Genomic DNA, 16,260 nt, shown 5'->3' with positions numbered 1-16,260 from the left:
ACGGGGACGGACGGGACGTCCGCCATGATCGCCGCCCGGTGCCGCCCCGTGCCCGAGCCGCGCCGGGGGCCGAGGGAGCACCGGGAGCGGGGCCGGGCGGGCGCGCGGGTCGGGCCGGCGGGCGGAAGCCCGGGCGGGGCGGGCGCGCGGTCAGGAGAAGCGGGGCGGGGACAGCGCGGGGTGTACGGGGTGCGGGAGGCCGGTCCAGCAGGCGCCGTGGCGGCGGGCCCGGACCCGGCGGAGCCAGAGCTCGGTGGCGACCAGGTCGGCGAGGCCGGCCAGGGCGGCCGGCGGCAGCGGGGCCGCGGGGTCGGCGGCGCGGTCCAGCGCGGCCCGGACGGCGGGCAGGTCGATCAGCCCGGCCTCGGCGAGCAGCGGCGCGTCGAAGAGTTCGGCCAGGCCGTCCGCGGCGAGCCGCAGACCCGCCCGGACGGTACCGGCCCGGTCGGGGCGCGGGCCGCGGCCCCAGTCGGGCGGCAGGTCGGTGCGCCCGGCACCGGCCAGCACGGCGTGCAGCAGCGCGTGCCGGGCGCCGGGCTGGAGCCGGACCTCGTCCGGGAGCAGCCGGGCGGCCCGTACCACCTGGTTGTCCAGGAAGGGCGCGTGCAGGCGCTGACCAGGTTGTTCGGTGGCGTGCACCAGCGTGCGGAAGCCGCGTGCGTGCCGGTGCAGGGCGTGCCGTGCCCGGTACGCGCCGGGGTTGTCCCCGGGCGCCGGTTCGCGCGCCGCCAGCCGCAGCCGCAGCGCGACCGCGGAGAGCGCCTCGTCGGACAGCCAGCGGGCCGCGGGCCCGGGGACCACCCAGGCGAGGTCGTCCGCCGAGCGCGCTCCGGCCGTGCCGGCGCCGTCGGGCGTCCGGCGGAGGGTCAGCCGCACGGCGGCGTCGTCGAGCGCGTCCGGGTAGCGGATCCGGGCCAGCCGGTGGGCGGCGCGCAGCACGGTGAGCGGGGTCCGCAGCGCGCCGGTCAGGACGCCGGCGGCCGCCCGGTCGGCGCCCGCCAGTGCGGCCACCGGGGAGAGCAGTTCGCGGGAGCGGCCGGCCCGGACCAGGTCGGCCAGCCGGGCCGGGTGCCCGTCCAGGACCTGCCGGGCGCCGTGGCCGGTGAGGTGGTCGGTGCCGCCCGCCCCGAACCGGGCCTCGGCCCAGGCCGCGGTGACCAGTTCGGGCCCGGGCTCGTCGGTGAGCGGACCGGCGGTCGGGTCGGCGCGCAGGTCCGCGTACGGGAGGGTGTCGGGGCCGGGGGCGAGCACGGTGTGGCGCAGGCGCGGGACGTCCGGGGCGAGCGCCGGGACGGCCGGGGCGGTCCCGGCCCCGGTGGTCTCGCCGAAGGTGACGGCGGCGACGGGTTCGGACGCGGTGCGCGGCCGGGCGGCGGTGCGGGCCCAGGAGCCCTTCACCGCCCCGGTCCGGGCGGGTCCGGCGGGCCCGGGTCCGGGTCCGGACGCGGATCCGGACGGGGGCGGGGCCTCGGGCCCGGTCGGGGCTTCGGGCCGGGACTCCTCGGGCAGCGCTCCCGTCCCCGTCGGTACGGCCCGGTACGGCCCGGACGGGTAGGGCGCCCCCGCTCCGGCCGGCCCGGCGGCGGGCGGCACCGCGGCGGCGAGCAGCGCGACCGTGGCGGAGGCCGTCCCGTAGGAGAGGTCGACCCCGAGCCTGGCCCGCCCGGACGGACCGGCCGGCAGCGCGACCGGACCGGCCGGACTGGTGCGGACCCGGAACCGGATCGACTCCAGCAGCGCCCGGGTCAGCTCCCGGACCGCCGCCGCCTCGCCGCGCCCCGGCACCCCCTCGGCACCCGGCCCGTCGTACCCGGTGAGGTACGGCCGTCCGCCGCGGACCGCGAGCGCGTGCCCGGGCGGCACCCGCCGCACCCCGAGGTACGGGGTCCCGGTGCCGAGCGCCTCGGGCGCCTCCGGGCAGGCGAGCCGGGCGGCCAGGTGGCCGGTGTCCAGCGGCGCCCCGACCAGGTCGGCGAGCGGCAGGGCCGCCGTGGCGTACGCGGTGCCGTCGCCCCACGGGGTGTGGAAAACCGGCCGGGCCCCGGCCAGGTCGGTGAGCAGCACGGTGGAACGGGTGCCGCTGCGCAGTACCGCGGTGTAGCTGCCGGGCCAGCCGGTGAGGTGGCGGACGGCTCCGCCGCGCGCGGCGGCCAGGCCGGCGGCGAGTTCGGCGTCGGTGGCGCCGCAGTGGCCGAGCACGGCGAGCCGGAGGGTGGCGGGGTTCGCCTCGAAGGGGTCGGGGGCGGTCGCTCCGGTGGTGACCACGGCGGCGGCCCCGGGCCGCAGGACGGCCAGCCGGATCTCCTCGGGCCGCCAGTCGCCGACCGCCCAGAGCGGGTCGGGACCGGTCCACAGGACGCGCGCGGCGATCGGGGCCACGGCGCCGGGCGGCTCGTGCGCCGGTGCGCCGGGCCGGGGCGCGCCCGTGCACCAGCCCGTCAGCCACCGCATCGCGCCTCCACCGGACGAGGACCTGCGCCGCTCGGCGGGTCCGGATCCGCGGCCCGCGTCCGGCGCGCCGTCAGAGGACATGGTGCCACCGGTTGTGCGTCCGGTGACCGGAGTTGTCGTTTCCGGTGCGCGCGCGGGGGGCCGTTGCCGCAGGGCCGGTCCGCGCGGGACCACCGCCGGGCGGACGGCGGTGACGGCACGGGGTTTCGAACACCCGGACGAGACCTTCCGCCGGAGCGGCCCGGGCCTTCCCCTCCCCGGCCCGGACCGCTCCGCGGGCGCCCTGTCATGGCCATCGCGAGATGGCCGAAAGGCGTCGCTCGGCCCGGGAGGGCATCCGCATGCCCTCCCGGACGTCGCCGCCGCCCGCGGGGATGAAGGCGGCGGCTTCCCCCGGCCCGCCGGGTCCTCGACGGCGGGCCGACCCACGACCACCAGCGAATCGCCGACCAGCCGGTCGGGCCAGGGGGCACGGCCGGGCGCACATCGACACGGGACCGGAGCACGGCACTCCGGCGCACCGCCGGGAGACCGCCGGGCGGCCGGATCCCGGCGGTCCCGGCCAACTTCGCGGCCGCCCCGCCGCCCGGTTCCGGGCGCGCGATCCCGCCATCCGGAATGCGGCCTCTTAACCCTCGGAACGCGTCCGACTACTCTAGGTACAGCAGCTTCGGCCCGGTGCCGCCCGGGCCCCGCGCACAAGGCCGCAGGAGGTGCCGCCGCCACCATGACCGTCAGCCCACGAGGACCGAACGAACGGCTCGGCACGCTCCTGACCCTGGCGCAGATCAGCAACGCGGGTCTGGCCCGCCGGGTCAACGACCTCGGCGCCCAGCGCGGGTTGACGCTCCGCTACGACAAGACCTCGGTGGCCCGCTGGGTCAGCAAGGGCATGGTGCCGCAGGGCCCCGTGCCGCACCTGATCGCCACCGCGATCGGCGGCAAGCTCGGCCGGCCCGTGCCGCTGGAGGAGATCGGCCTCGGCGACACCGACCCGGCGCCCGAACTCGGCCTGGCCTTCCCGCGCGAGGTCCCCGACGCCGTCCGGTCCGCCACCGACCTCTGGCGGGTCGACCTCGACCTGCGCCGCGGCCCCGGCGGCGGCCGCTGGAGCGACAGCCTGGCCGGCACCTTCTCGGTCGCCGCCTACGCGACCCCGGTCTCGCGCTGGCTGATCAACCCCGCCGACGGCTCGGTGGCCCGCGAACTGCCGCGTGCCCCGGCCGAGTCGGGCTCGTACCGGGTCGGCCACTCGGACGCCGCCAAGCTCCGCGAGGCCGCCCAGGAGGCGCGCCGCTGGGACTCCAAGTACGGCGGCGGGGACTGGCGTTCGTCGATGGTGCCGGAGTGCCTGCGGGTCGAGGCGGCGCCGCTGCTGCTCGCCTCGTACAGCGACGCGGTGGGCCGGGCGCTGTTCGGCGCCACGGCCGAACTCACCCGGCTGGCCGGGTGGATGGCCTTCGACACCGGCCAGCACGAGGCCGCCCAGCGCTACTACATCCAGGCCCTGCGGCTCGCCCGGGCCGCCGCGGACGTCCCGCTCGGGGGCTACGTGCTGGCCTCGATGAGCCTGCAGGCCGGCTACCGGGGCTTCGCCGAGGAGGCCGTCGACCTCGCCCAGGCCGCGCTGGAGCGCAACCGGGGCCTGGCCACCGCCCGGACGATGAGCTTCTTCCACCTGGTCGAGGCCCGGGCCCAGGCCAAGGCCCGGAACGCGGCGGCGTGCGCGACGGCGCTCGGGGCCGCGGAGAGCGCGCTCGAACGCGCGCGCGCCGGGGATCCCGATCCGGCGTGGATCGACTTCTACGCCTACGACCGCCTCGCCGCGGACGCCGCCGAGTGCTTCCGCGACCTCGGGGTGCCCTCCAAGGTCCGCCAGTTCACCCGGGAGGCGCTGGCCCGCCCCACCGAGGGCTTCGTGCGCTCGCACGGTCTGCGGCTGGTGGTCTCCGCGATGGCCGAGGCCGAGGCGGGCAACCTGGACGCGGCGGTCGCGGCCGGCGAGCGCGCCGTCGACGTGGCCGGGCGGATCTCCTCCCAGCGCAGCCGCGAGTACGTGGTGGAGATGCTGCGCCGGCTGGAGCCCTTCCAGGGCGAGCGCCGGGTCCGCGACCTGACCGAACGCGCCCGCGCGGTGATCGTCGCCCCGGCCTGACCGGCGGCCGCCTCCGCCAGGCCCCGGACCGCCGCCGGACCGCTGCCGGACGACTCGCCGGACGGCCCCCGGCGAAGCTCGGACGGGTGCCGCGCGGGCCCGGACGAAACGCCCCCGGCCCCCTCGACCGGCCCCCGCCGTCGTGGCAGCATCGCGGACGGACGGGGGCGGTCGGACGAGGCGAGGAGCGGGCCGTGCGGTACGACGTCGACGTGCTGGTGGTGGGGGGCGGGATCGTCGGGCTGGCCACGGCCCACGCGCTGACCGGGGCCCGCCCCGGACTCCGGCTCACCGTGCTGGAGAAGGAACCCGGCCTGGCTGCCCACCAGACCGGCCGCAACAGCGGGGTGATCCACAGCGGCGTCTACTACCGCCCCGGCTCGCTCAAGGCCCGGTACGCGGTGGCCGGCGCCGCCGAGATGGTGGAGTTCTGCCGCACCCACGGCATCCCGCACGAGGTCACCGGCAAACTGATCGTCGCCACCGGGCCGGCCGAACTCGACCGGCTGCGCGCGCTCGCCGAACGCGGCCGGGCCAACGGCATCCCGGTCACCGAGCTGGACCGCCGGGGCATCGCCGAGTACGAGCCGCAGGTCACCGGTGTCGCCGGCCTGCACATCGGGAGCACCGGCATCTGCGACTTCCCCGCCGTCGCCGCCACGTACGCACGTCTCGCCCGCGAGGCCGGGGCGGACGTCCGCACCGGCACCGAGCTGCGCGCGATCGCCCGCCGGGCCGACGGCGTCACCGTGCAGACCTCGGCCGGGGAGCTCCGCTGCCAGGTCCTGGTGAACTGCGCCGGCCTGCACAGCGACCGGATCGCCCGGCTCGCGGGCGACGACCCCGGCCTGCGGATCGTGCCGTTCCGCGGCGAGTACTACGAACTGGTCAAGGAGCGCCGGGAACTCGTCCGCGGACTGGTCTACCCCGTGCCCGACCCGGCGTTCCCGTTCCTGGGCGTCCACCTGACCCGGGGCGTGCACGGCGACGTGCACGTCGGCCCGAACGCGGTGCCCGCGCTCGCCCGCGAGGGCTACGACTGGCGGACCGTCCGCCCCCGCGACCTGGCCGGCACCGCGGCCTTCCCCGGCACCTGGCGCATCGCCCGGCGGCACTGGCGCTACGAGGTGGGCGAGCTGCACCGCTCGCTGTCCAAGCGGGCCTTCACCTCGGCCGTCCAGCGGCTGCTGCCCGCCGTCGTCCCCGCCGACCTGGTCCGGGCCACCGCCGGGGTCCGCGCCCAGGCGGTCGCCCGGGACGGCTCGCTGCTGGACGACTTCGCCTTCGCCGGCTTCGACCCCGACGACCCGCGCTCCGCCCGCCGCCTGGTGCACGTGCTGAACGCGCCCTCCCCGGCGGCGACGGCCTCGCTGCCGATCGGCCGGGAGGTGGCCCGCCGGGCGCTCGCCGCACTGGACGCGGGCGGACGGTGAGGACGGACCCCGAGGGGCCGGCCGGGGCTGCGACGGGGGCGGACGTGGGGCCCGTCACAGCCCCCTCGGCCCCCGCCCGGCGGCCCCGTAGACTCGGTTGATTGTGACTGCCACCGCCCCGATCCCCCAGCCCTCGCCCTCCGTCCGGCTCTCCGCGGCCCCCGCCGCCTACCCGGCGCCGATGTACCCGCACAAGGCCACCGAGGCCCAGCACAGCGAGCGGCGCATCCGCAGCTTCCAGCCGCGCCGGGGCCGGATGACCAACGCCCAGGCGGGCGCGCTGGACCGGAGCTGGGAGACCTACGGCATCGCGATCGACGGCACCCCGCTCGACCTGCCCGCGCTCTTCGACGGCCTGCCGGTCACCCTGGAGATCGGCTTCGGCATGGGCGAGACCACCGCCGCGATGGCCGCCGCCGACCCCGCCATGGGCATCCTGGCCGCCGACGTCCACACCCCCGGCCACGGCAACCTGCTCGGCCTGCTGGAGCGCGACGGCAGCACCAACGTCCGCCCCGCCGCCGGCGACGCCGTGATCCTGCTGCGCGACATGCTCCAGGACGCCTCGCTGGCCGGTCTGCGGGTCTACTTCGCCGACCCGTGGCCCAAGCCCAAGCACCACAAGCGGCGGCTGGTCCAGCCGTCCTTCCTGGATCTGGTCCTCCCCCGGCTGGCACCCGGCGCACTGGTGCACTGCGCCACCGACTGGGAGCCCTACGCCGAGCAGATGCTCGCCGTGCTCTCCGCCTCCCCGGAACTGGAGAACCTCCACCCCGAGGGTGACGGCACCGGCTGGACCGAACCGGCGGACCACCCGGACGGCTCCGTCCCCGGTTACGCGCCGCGACCGGACTGGCGCCCGGTCACCAAGTTCGAACGGGCCGGCATCGCCAAGGGCCACGTGGTGCACGACCTGCTGTTCCGCCGCCGCTGACGGCACGCCGGGCGTTCGACCCGGCGCGCCCGCACGGGCCCCGGCGCCGCCGCCGGGCGCGGCCGCGGCGGACGGTTCCCCCCGACTCCGCCCGGCCGCCCGGCGCCTTGGCCTACCCTGTGCCGGGTGAGCACCCCGTCCGGCGATGGGTACCACCTCACCGTGCGGGCCGCCGACGACCGAGAGACGCCCACGCCCACCGCCGACCTCCGGACCGTCCCGGGGCAGCGCAGGCGCCGGGCCCGGCTGCTCCTGCCCCGGCCCGGCCGTGCCGGCCCCCGGGACGCCGGCCCGCACCGGAACGGCCCCGCCACGCCCGGACCGGCCCCCGCCGGCCGCCGCGCGCTGCGTCCGGCCGCCTTCTCCGCGGTGACCGCGACGGCCGTGCTGACCCTGGCCGGCTGCGGGGTGCTGATCCTCCACCTGGTCCGCCGCCAGACCGGCACCGCCGGACTGCTGGTCGGCCTCGGGCTGGCGATGGTCCCGCTGCCCTTCGTGCTCGGCGGGCTCGCCTGGCTCAACCAGACCGCCCGGGTGCCGCTGCGGCACACCGTGTTCTGCCTCGGCTGGGGCGCCTGCGCCGCCACCACCGTGGCCATCCTCGCCAACGGCTGGACCAGCACCTATCTCAGCACCCACCAGGGCAGCCTCGGCGAGGCCCTGGGCGCCGACCTGGTCACCCCGGTGATCGAGGAGAGCGCCAAGGGCGCCGCCCTGCTCGTCCTGCTGCTGCCGATCGGCCGGCGGCCGCGCTGCGCCGCCGGACCGGGCGGCCGCCCCTGCGCCGACCTGCTGCGCCGGCTGCCGGGCCCCCGGCAGCCGCGCGGGTACGAGCGCCGCCCGGTCGGGCCGCACGCCCGCGGCCGGCTGCGGCTGCGCCCGCGCCCGTCGGCCGCGGCCGCCTCGGCCCCCGGCGGAAGGCCGCCGCCGGCCGGCCACCGGCGGGCCCGGTCCCGTCCGCGCACCCTGGCCGCCGGGGTGGTCCTCGGCGGGATCACCGCCTGCGGCTTCGCCTTCACCGAGAACGCGCTCTACCTGGGGCGGGCGTTCACCGACGACCAGCAGCAGCGGCTGGACAGCATCGGCCTCGGCGAGTCGCCCAGCCTGCGGGACTTCGACGGCACCGTGCAGACCTTCGTCCTGCGCGGCCTGCTCTCGCCGTTCGCCCATCCGCTGTTCACCGCGCTGACCGGGCTCGGCCTGGCGATCACCCTCACCACCGGGCGCCGCCGGCTGGCCCGGCTCGCGGCGCCGACCGGGCTGCTGCTGTCGATGGCCCTGCACGGGACCTGGAACGCCGCCGCCGACCTCGGCACCCACGGCTTCCTGCTGGTCTACGCGGTGCTGATGGTGCCCTGCTTCGCGGCGCTGGTCTGCTTCTCCGCCTGGGCCAGGGCCCGGGCCGCCCGGCACCCCGGCCGGGCGGGGCCGGCGGCCCCGCCCGGCGTGCCCACCCTCGCCCGGCTCGCGCGGCGCTTGGCGGCCCGGCTCTGCGGGTGGCCCGGGGGGCCGGCCGGGGGCCCGTGAGGAACGGATTTCCCATCCGGGCGATCTCCCCGTATTGTTGTGTTCACCGACGCGGGGTGGAGCAGCTCGGTAGCTCGCTGGGCTCATAACCCAGAGGTCGCAGGTTCAAATCCTGTCCCCGCTACTCAGTAGCACCGAAGGCCCGGAGGACTCGTCCTCCGGGCCTTCGTCGTTCCCCGGCACAGGTGCGTTCCGCCGCCCGGGCGCACGGGCGGCCCGGCGGCGGCCCGGTCCGGAGGGCGGGCGTCCGGTCCGCGCCACGGTCCTGCCACGGGGCGGTAACAGCGCCCGGGACAAGATCGGCCCGTCGGGGCCGACGATCATACTGAGCGGAAAGACGATTCAAGTGGGCGCGGACCGTCGCGCCGAGTTAGGACACACACTCATGCTGTCGAAGCGCCTTGCCAGCACCACCGCGATCGGCCTGCTGCTCGTGGCCGGGGCGACCGCCTGCGGCGACAACGACAAGCCCGCCGCCGACGGCGCCGCTGCCGGCAGGACCGCCGCCGCGCCCGGGCTGGACACCGAGAAGCTCACCGCCGAGGAGATCCAGAAGCAGGCCAAGGACGCCCTGGCCGGCGCCGGCTCGGTCAAGGTCGTGGGCACCGTCAACAAGGACGCCGAGCAGATCTCCGTCGACCTGGCGGTGGACACCAAGGGCCAGTGCAAGGGCACCCTGAGCCTGCCGGGGGCGGGCAAGTTCGAGCTCCTCGGCGACGGCAAGCAGGTCTGGCTGAAGCCCGACACGGCGTTCCTGACCAGCGCCACCGAGGGGAAGAACCCGCAGGCCGTCGAGCTCCTCAAGGGCCGCTGGATCGGCGGCGCGCAGAACGACCCGGAGATGAAGGAGCTCACCACCGCCTGCAACCTGAAGGAGCTCACCAAGACCTTCGGCGCCGGCGACGACAGCAAGGCCACCAACATCACCAAGGGCTCGGCCGGCACCGTCAACGGTGCGAAGACCTTCAGCGTCAAGTCGCAGAACAGCTCCGGCGGCGAGGTCACCCTCCACGTCGCCACCGAGGGCAAGCCGTACCCGCTGCGGATCGAGAAGAGCGGCAAGGGCGGCGGTCAGATGGACTTCACCGACATCGACAAGGCGCTGACCGTCCAGGCCCCGCCGGCCGACCAGGTGATCGACTACTCGCTGTTCAAGGACAAGGTGCAGGCCGCCTGATCCGGCGGCGATAAATCCGTTGCCCTCCCTCCGGGGCGCTGCCTAGAGTGGCGGCACACTGAAAGGAGGTGATCCTGAGTTGAGTTCCATCAGGATGTGTGAGGTGGCTGCTCGCTAGAGCCGCCCTTGCCTGTGCAGGGTGGGACCCACGGTCCCCGGCAGGCGAAATTCCCAGCAGTCACCCGGCCCGCAGGCTCACCGGTACATCCACGGTGCCTCGGCACCAGGCCCCTCGCGGGTCGGGCACCGAGGAGCAGCCTGCGGGCCGTCCGCGTTCCCGGCCCGGGTTTCCGCGACCGTCCGGCGGGCATCCCCGCTAGGAGTCGGCTGGCCCCGGCAGGGAGCCGGCGCCTAGAGTCGGCGCGCGCTCCGCAGGGGCGGGGTTGCGGGCACTGGGGGTGCGGGCGGATGGCGACACGGCGGACCGGCGGTACGGCGGCGGTGCGGACGGCTCGACGGGCCGCGGCGGGAGCGCTCCCGGGCGTGGGCCTGCTGGGGCTGGCACTGTTCTCGCTGGGGCGGCCGCATCCGTGGCAGGCCCTGGGCGGCGGACTGGTGGTGGCCTGCGCGGCGACCCTGGTCGGCGGGGCACTGGGGTTCCTGTTCGGGGTGCCCCGGGTGCGCGCCGGCGCGGCGGGCGCCGAACCGCACGGCTCCTACGCGCCCAACACCAACCTCGAACAGGTCTCGGACTGGCTCACCAAGGTGCTGCTGGGCGTGGGCCTGACCCAGCTCGGCTCGATCGGCGAACGGCTCGACCAGCTCGGCTCGACCCTCGCTCCGGTCCTGGGCGGGGGCGCGGACGCCTCGCCGTTCGCCGCCGCGCTCGTCCTCTACTTCGTGCTGCTCGGCTTCCTGGCCGGCTGGCTGCTGACCCGGCTGGCGCTGCCCCGGGTGCTCTCGGACGCGGACCGGGCGCTGGACCTCTTCCTGGCCGGGCAGGACCGGGACCGCAAGGGCGACCGGGTCGGCGCGGACGACCTGCGGATGCGGGCGATGCAGCACCTGGGCCTGGTGGGCACCAGTACCGGCAAGCCCGACGACCTGCCCGGGTCGATGCTGCCGACCGACCCCGCGGGCGGGCCGGAAGGGGTGGTGGCCGAGGTCCGGTCGACCGCCCGGCGGTCGGCGCTGACGGCCGCGCAGGTACGGGACCTGTTCGCGGACGGCTCGGAGGGGCGGCGGGTCCAGGCGCTGGCGCTGATGCAGGGCGATCCTGCGCTGGGCGACCTGCCGAGCGTGCTGGAAGCGATCGAGCACCCGCGGTCCGGCTTCGAGCAGTACCACGCGCTGCTGGCGGCGCGCGGGCTGCTGTCCCGGCTGCCGGCCGAGGAGACCCCGCGGCTGCGGGAGGCGGTGGCGGGCCGGCTGATGGCGCCGGACGGGATCCCGTACGGCTCGGACCGCAGCTGGCTGGCCGAGAAGATCCTCTCCCGGCTGGAGCCGGTGGTGTTCCTGCCGCAGCAGCAGGGCGGGCCGACCGCGGACGGGGCCGCGGCGGACGGGGCGGTCGGGGCGGTCGGGGCAGTCGGGGCGGACGCCCCTGCCGCGGCCGCTCCTGCCGCAGCCGCCTCGGAGCCCCGGGGCTGACGAGCCCCGGCCGACGGGGCCGGGTCTCAGAGCGCGAAGCGGAGTTCGGGCCGGTCCCATCCGATCGGGGGCCGGGCCGGGAAGGTACCGACCCGCTCGGCGCCCATCCGCAGGTAGAAGGCCTCGGCGGGCGGGTGCGAGACGACCTTGACGCCGCCGGTGAGACCGAGGGCGCGGGCCCGGTCGAGCATGTGGGTGATCAGCAGGCGACCGATGCCCAGGCCCTGCGCCTCGTCGGCGACGAACATCAGGTCGAGGTCCGCCGGCTCGGTGACCAGCGCGTAGAAGCCGAGCAGGTGGTCGTCGGTGGCGCGCACGGCGAGGTGGACCTCGTGCCGGGCGAGGTACTCGGGCGTCACCCGGTACCCGGCGATCATCGGCGCGTACGCCCCCCGGTAGGCGGAGCAGTGCTGGATCAGGGCGGTGAGCCGGTCGGCGTCCGTGGCCGCGGCCGGCATGATCAGGATCTCGGTCACGGGCTCCGAGTATAGGACTGAAAAGCCTTTTCAACCATTACTTAATGCTGGACCGACCGGCCGGCCCGGCGCAGCACGAGCATCCGGCGCGGGCGGGCGCCTTCGGTGGCCGGCGGGAGGATCCGGATCTCGCTGGCGATCCGGCGCTCGCCGAGCAGGTGCCGGACGGTGTCGAGGTGGCCGGTCCGGCGGCCCGTGCCGTCGAACAGCGGATGGACCCGGACCTCGCCGGCGGGCGCGGTGACCCGGACCAGCTCGGTCAGCGCGGCCAGCTGCCGCTCGGGCCCGAAGAGCGCGGGGTAGGCGAAGACCAGGTAGCCGCTGAGGGTGAGGGCGAAGGTGCCGTCCGCGAACGGGAGCCGGGGCAGCGCGGCGGCGACGTACTGCCCGGGGTGGGCCGCGCGGTCGGCCGCGAACAGCCGCCGGGCCCGGTCCCAGCTGCGCAGGTAGCGCTCGGGCGGGCGGTGGCGGCGGGGCGGGTAGAGCTCGGGACGGGCGTCCATCGCGGCGGCCATGGCCGCCCGGGCGGCCAGCGCGCGGGCGGCGATCTCGTCGGCGGGCCGGGCGTACACCGGGTCGGTGGCGATGACCCGGCAGCCGAGCGTGCGGGCCTCGGCGGCCAGGGCGGCGGCGCCGCCGGGGCAGTCGAGCAGCGGGCCCCGGAGGCCGGCGAGCGCGGCCCGGGTGAGGCCGAAGAGGCCGCAGTACTCGTCCAGCGGACGGGAGGTCACCAGGGCGGCGGCCGGGGCGGGGGAGGTTCGGTCGGCCATCGCGGCCATCCGAACACGGCCCGCCGGGGGCCGCATCCGCAGACGGCCGGCCGGGGATCGGCAGGCCGACCGGGGAGGTGTGGCACAGGAAGTCGCTCGGGGGCGCCGGTGCCCCCTTGCTGCGGTGGCGACCGGCCCCGGAGCGGGAAGTCGGCGAGGTCGACTTCCCACTCCCCGCTTCCAGAGCTGCCCCCTCGCTCCGTGCGAGCGATGGGGCAGCAGAAGCACCTGGAACGACTTCGCCCGGCATCCACTTCGGGCCTGATCAGGAACGGTGCTCCGAGACGCGGGAGCGGTTCAGCGGCCGAGCAGGCCGCGGGCGGCGAGGCGGTTGACGTTGGTCAGGCCGCGCACCAGCTGGGGGGTGACGAGGACGAACAGCAGGCCGATCAAGCTCACGCCCGCGATCTGCAGCGGCGACTGGATGTAGTACTCGTAGTGGCCGGACTCGGTGGTGAAGTCGTAGAGCCGGTAACCGGGCCAGTCCGTCCAGCGCGCGAACACCCAGTGGTAGGCGGGGTACAACGCGAGCGTCCAGCCGACACAGAGGAAGACCAGCGACAGCACCATGCTGAGGATCGCCCACGGGAACATCACCACCTGGTACAGCACGGCCTTCCAGCCGGCCCCGTCCGCCAGCCGGGCGGTGATCGCGCCCCAGGCGCCGGGCCGGACCGCCCGCACCGGCTTCGGGCCGGGGACGTCCAGGGCCAGCAGGCCGCGGACCCGGGCCCGCTCCAGCCGCCCGAAGCCCCGGGCCGCGGTGGTCAGACCGGCCAGGACCGGCAGGCCGAGCACCGTCACGAAGGTGCCGAGGCCCAGGCAGAACAGCGTCACGGCGGTGACGAAGCCGACGATCGCCACCGGCAGACCGGTCAGCGTGTAGCCGACCTCCCGGTAGAAGTAGGAGCTGAACGGGGCCCGCCAGGCGTACGGCGGCTCCTCGGTGCGGTGAGCGCCGCCGTGCCCGGTGTCGCCGTCGTACGCGTCGTACTCGCTGCGCTGCATGGTGTGGGTGCTCATGGCCGGGTCACGGTCCCTCGGGTCGGTCGCGGTTCGGGCTCGTCGGGCGTCTCCCGCCGACCTCTGAAGCCTGTCAAAACCCGCGCCCGCCGGACATCCGGCTCCCCGGCGAACCGGGGGTGGGGTTATCCCCCCTGCCCGGCGCTCCCGGCCGGCGGGTCGTCGGCGAGCAGGGCGTACTGCCGGGCGTCCCGCCAGCCGCCCGGGCCCCGGTAGTCGTGCCGGACCCGCCCCTCCAGCCGGAAGCCGGCCCGCTCCAGCACCCGGATCGAGGCGGCGTTGTCGACGTCCACCCGGGCCTCCAGCCGGTGCACGCCGAGCGGGCCGAAGGCGAAGTCGCGCAGCAGGGCGACCAGCTCGCCCGCGTAGCCGGAACCCCAGACGTCGCGGCGCAGCGCGTAGCCGATGGTGGCGGCCCCGAACGGGACGAGACCGAGCGCGGCGTTGCCGATCGGGACGGCGCGGGCCGGGTCGTCGGCGTCGGAAAGGCGGGTGACGGCGAGCCGGTAGACCTCCCGGTGGTCCTTCTCGGCCTCCTCGACGAACTGGGCGACCTGGTCGGCGCAGGTCTCGAGGTCGCGCGGGGCGAACGGGAGGTAGCGGGTGGCCTCCGGGTCGCCGAACACGGCGTGCAGCGCGGCCACGTCCTCGGGGGTGTGGTGGAACTCGCGCACGGCAAGCCGGGCACCGGTGAGTCGAACGGGGACCATGGCTCCCGACCCTACCCGCGACCAGCGGTTACGGTTCGTGGTTATGGAAGACGAAGACCTGCGGCTCGCCCCGCGCACCAAGGCCGCCGAGCTGCTCGCCTGGGCGGAGGCGGAGGGCCGCGAGCCGGTCGCCGAGAGCCCGCTGCGAGCGGTGCTGGCGCTGCTGGAGCTGGGCGAGGGCAGGATGCACGACGGCTGGCCCGAACTCACCTCCGCCGCGGTGGAGCACCTGTTGTACGAGCGCCTGTACCTGTACGTCCAGCCGGAGCCGGGGCAGGACCCGCTGGCGTACGGCGCGGCGGTGCGGCTGCTGATCGACCACCGGCGGGCGGCGAAGCGGCTGAACGCCAAGCGGCAGGAGCGGCTGCACGCGGAGGCCGAGTGGCAGGGCGAGGTGGCGGCCGGACTGCTGCGCCGGGCCGACCTGGTGACCTGGCCCCGGCTGTACACGCTGCTGCTGCGCGCGGCCGGGGTGGACACCGCCGACGGGGAGGCGGTGCGGGCCTGGCTGGAGGGGTTCCGGGAGCTGCCGGAGGAGGAGCGGCTGGCGTCGTTCGCGGCGCTGGAGGCGGACGGCGTGCTGGACCCGGTGGACGACGGGGGCTGGGAGGCCGGCGGCCGGACGCTGGCGGTCGGGATGGCCACGGACGGCGCGCGGCGGCTGCTGGAACAGGGGCTGATGCGGCGCAGCTACCGGAACCTGGCCGAGCTGACGGCCCTGGGCCGGCCGATGCCGGAGGAGCTGGCCGGGGACTTCGGGGCGTTCGAGGAGGCCGCGGCGCTGGCGGCGCTGGAGCTGGCCGGGACCTGGACGGTGCCGGGGCTGCCGGAGCTGCTGGTGGCGGAGTTCCCGGAGCTGGCGCCGGAGCCGGGGCCGGCGGAGATCGACGCCTATCTGGCCGGGCTGGACGCGGCCTGGGCGGAGGAGCGGGCGGACGGCGACGGGTTCACGGAGACGGACGGCGACGAACCGGCGGACGGCTACGCGGACACGGACGGCGACGGGTACGCGGCCCCGGACGCGGACACGGACGGCGACGAGCGGGCGCCGGAGTAGGCGCGGAACACGGCGAGGGGCCCCTGGAGCCGCCGTGCGGCCGGGGCCCCTCGTCGTGCTCGGGGGAGCCGGGTCAGGAAGACGGCGTCAGGGGGTGACGCCGCGCTGCTCGAACCAGGTCTCCGGGTCGACCGGGGCTCCGCCACCGGGGCGGACCTCGACGTGCAGGTGGGCGCCGGTGACGTTGCCGGTGGCGCCGACCTTGCCGATCTGCTGGCCGGGGAGGACCTTGCCGGAGCCCTTGATGATCGAGGAGAGGTGGCAGTACCAGATCTCGGTGCCGTCGGGCAGGGTCTCGACGATCCGGTAGCCGTAGGCGCCGGCCCAGCCGGCCGAGGTGATGGTGCCCTGGCCGACCGCGTAGACGGGTTCGCCCTGGTCGGCGGCGAAGTCGAGGCCGGTGTGCAGGTGCGCCCAGTAGCGCGCGCTCTGGCCGTAGTGGGCGGAGAGCCGGTAGTCGCGGACCGGCAGCTTGATGGCGGCGAGCTTGGCCTTCTCGGCCTCCTCGGCGGTGCGCCGGGCCTGCTCCTGCTGGGCGACCTGGGCGGCGCGCTTGGCCTCGGCCTCCTGGGCGGCCTGGACCCGGGCGGTCTCCTCGGCGGCGGTGCGCTGGCTGTCGGCCTGCTGCTGGATCCGGGCGGCGAGCGCGAGGCCGGGGTCGGCGGACAGCGCGACCGGGGTCTCGTCGGGGGTCTCCACGGCGGGCGCGGCGGCCGGGGTGGCGGAGGCGAAGCCGGTCGCGCCCAGGGTGGCGGCGACGGCGGTGACGCCGAGCAGCGGCGCGGTGCCGCGGGTCTGACGGGGCATCCGGTGCCGGCTGGTGTCGGCGGCCGGCGGGGCGCTCTCGTCGGCGGAGCCGCCGAAGGGACCGTGGCCGGCGAACGGGCCGGGGTGGTCGAGCAGCTGGGTGCCGGTGGAGGACCCGGACGGGTGTGCCTGGGTGTGCGTCGACGCCAC

The 16,260-nt window shown here is 76.8% G+C and carries 13 protein-coding genes and 1 tRNA gene; 8 read left to right on the top strand and 6 right to left on the bottom strand.

The window, feature by feature from the left end; translation table 11 throughout:
• Nucleotides 1-150 precede the first annotated feature (150 nt).
• Nucleotides 151-2,451 carry an asparagine synthase-related protein gene (locus BLU95_RS45170; protein ID WP_093861432.1) on the bottom strand — a complete coding sequence of 767 codons (2,301 nt, stop codon included), beginning with the start codon at nucleotides 2,449-2,451 and terminating at the stop codon, nucleotides 151-153.
• 727 nt (nucleotides 2,452-3,178) lie between these two features.
• Here BLU95_RS45170 and BLU95_RS21300 point away from each other — a divergent pair.
• The 7 genes from BLU95_RS21300 (at nucleotide 3,179) to BLU95_RS21270 (ending at nucleotide 11,267) form a co-directional block, all read left to right on the top strand.
• On the top strand, nucleotides 3,179-4,606 hold the full coding sequence (locus tag BLU95_RS21300) for an NsdA family TPR-like regulatory protein (protein WP_030398588.1): 1,428 nt from the start codon (nucleotides 3,179-3,181) through the stop codon (nucleotides 4,604-4,606).
• 194 nt (nucleotides 4,607-4,800) lie between these two features.
• Nucleotides 4,801-6,039 (top strand): L-2-hydroxyglutarate dehydrogenase, encoded by a 1,239-nt coding sequence (lhgD, locus tag BLU95_RS21295; protein ID WP_093861431.1) that lies wholly within the window; start codon nucleotides 4,801-4,803, stop codon nucleotides 6,037-6,039.
• 103 nt (nucleotides 6,040-6,142) lie between these two features.
• Nucleotides 6,143-6,973, top strand: a complete 831-nt coding sequence (gene trmB, locus BLU95_RS21290) for a tRNA (guanosine(46)-N7)-methyltransferase TrmB (protein ID WP_231977713.1) — start codon at nucleotides 6,143-6,145, stop codon at nucleotides 6,971-6,973.
• A 126-nt stretch (nucleotides 6,974-7,099) separates the two neighbouring features.
• Nucleotides 7,100-8,500 carry a PrsW family intramembrane metalloprotease gene (locus tag BLU95_RS21285; protein ID WP_093861430.1) on the top strand — a complete coding sequence of 467 codons (1,401 nt, stop codon included), beginning with the start codon at nucleotides 7,100-7,102 and terminating at the stop codon, nucleotides 8,498-8,500.
• A 50-nt stretch (nucleotides 8,501-8,550) separates the two neighbouring features.
• A tRNA-Met gene (locus BLU95_RS21280) sits at nucleotides 8,551-8,624 on the top strand.
• A 261-nt stretch (nucleotides 8,625-8,885) separates the two neighbouring features.
• The gene (locus BLU95_RS21275) at nucleotides 8,886-9,677 is read left to right on the top strand and encodes a hypothetical protein (protein ID WP_093861429.1); all 792 of its coding nucleotides are present in this window, start codon (nucleotides 8,886-8,888) and stop codon (nucleotides 9,675-9,677) included.
• A gap of 408 nt (nucleotides 9,678-10,085) precedes the next feature.
• Entirely contained in the window at nucleotides 10,086-11,267 is a 1,182-nt protein-coding gene (locus BLU95_RS21270) for a hypothetical protein (RefSeq protein WP_159424964.1), read from the top strand.
• Between the two features lie 26 nt (nucleotides 11,268-11,293).
• On the opposite strand, the gene BLU95_RS21265 is transcribed toward BLU95_RS21270, so the two are convergent.
• From BLU95_RS21265 to BLU95_RS21250, 4 genes are all read right to left on the bottom strand, one after another.
• The gene (locus tag BLU95_RS21265; protein WP_353653500.1) at nucleotides 11,294-11,743 is read right to left on the bottom strand and encodes a GNAT family N-acetyltransferase; all 450 of its coding nucleotides are present in this window, start codon (nucleotides 11,741-11,743) and stop codon (nucleotides 11,294-11,296) included.
• 41 nt (nucleotides 11,744-11,784) lie between these two features.
• Complete coding sequence (locus BLU95_RS21260; protein ID WP_159424963.1) at nucleotides 11,785-12,513, bottom strand: hypothetical protein; 729 nt, start codon at nucleotides 12,511-12,513, stop codon at nucleotides 11,785-11,787.
• A gap of 297 nt (nucleotides 12,514-12,810) precedes the next feature.
• Complete coding sequence (locus BLU95_RS21255; protein ID WP_231977712.1) at nucleotides 12,811-13,536, bottom strand: sensor domain-containing protein; 726 nt, start codon at nucleotides 13,534-13,536, stop codon at nucleotides 12,811-12,813.
• Nucleotides 13,537-13,661: 125 nt separating this feature from the next.
• Entirely contained in the window at nucleotides 13,662-14,246 is a 585-nt protein-coding gene (locus BLU95_RS21250; protein WP_093861426.1) for a GNAT family N-acetyltransferase, read from the bottom strand.
• Between the two features lie 43 nt (nucleotides 14,247-14,289).
• Here BLU95_RS21250 and BLU95_RS21245 point away from each other — a divergent pair, with 43 nt between their 5' ends.
• Complete coding sequence (locus tag BLU95_RS21245) at nucleotides 14,290-15,303, top strand: hypothetical protein (RefSeq protein WP_093861425.1); 1,014 nt, start codon at nucleotides 14,290-14,292, stop codon at nucleotides 15,301-15,303.
• 87 nt (nucleotides 15,304-15,390) lie between these two features.
• On the opposite strand, the gene BLU95_RS21240 is transcribed toward BLU95_RS21245, so the two are convergent.
• Nucleotides 15,391-16,260 carry a M23 family metallopeptidase gene (locus tag BLU95_RS21240; protein ID WP_231977711.1) on the bottom strand — a complete coding sequence of 290 codons (870 nt, stop codon included), beginning with the start codon at nucleotides 16,258-16,260 and terminating at the stop codon, nucleotides 15,391-15,393.

Source organism: Streptomyces sp. TLI_053 (assembly GCF_900105395.1).
In the GTDB taxonomy this organism is placed as follows: Bacteria; Actinomycetota; Actinomycetes; order Streptomycetales; family Streptomycetaceae; genus Kitasatospora.
Note: the sequence above shows the minus strand (reverse complement) of the source record. Positions and strands in the feature narration are given on the sequence as shown.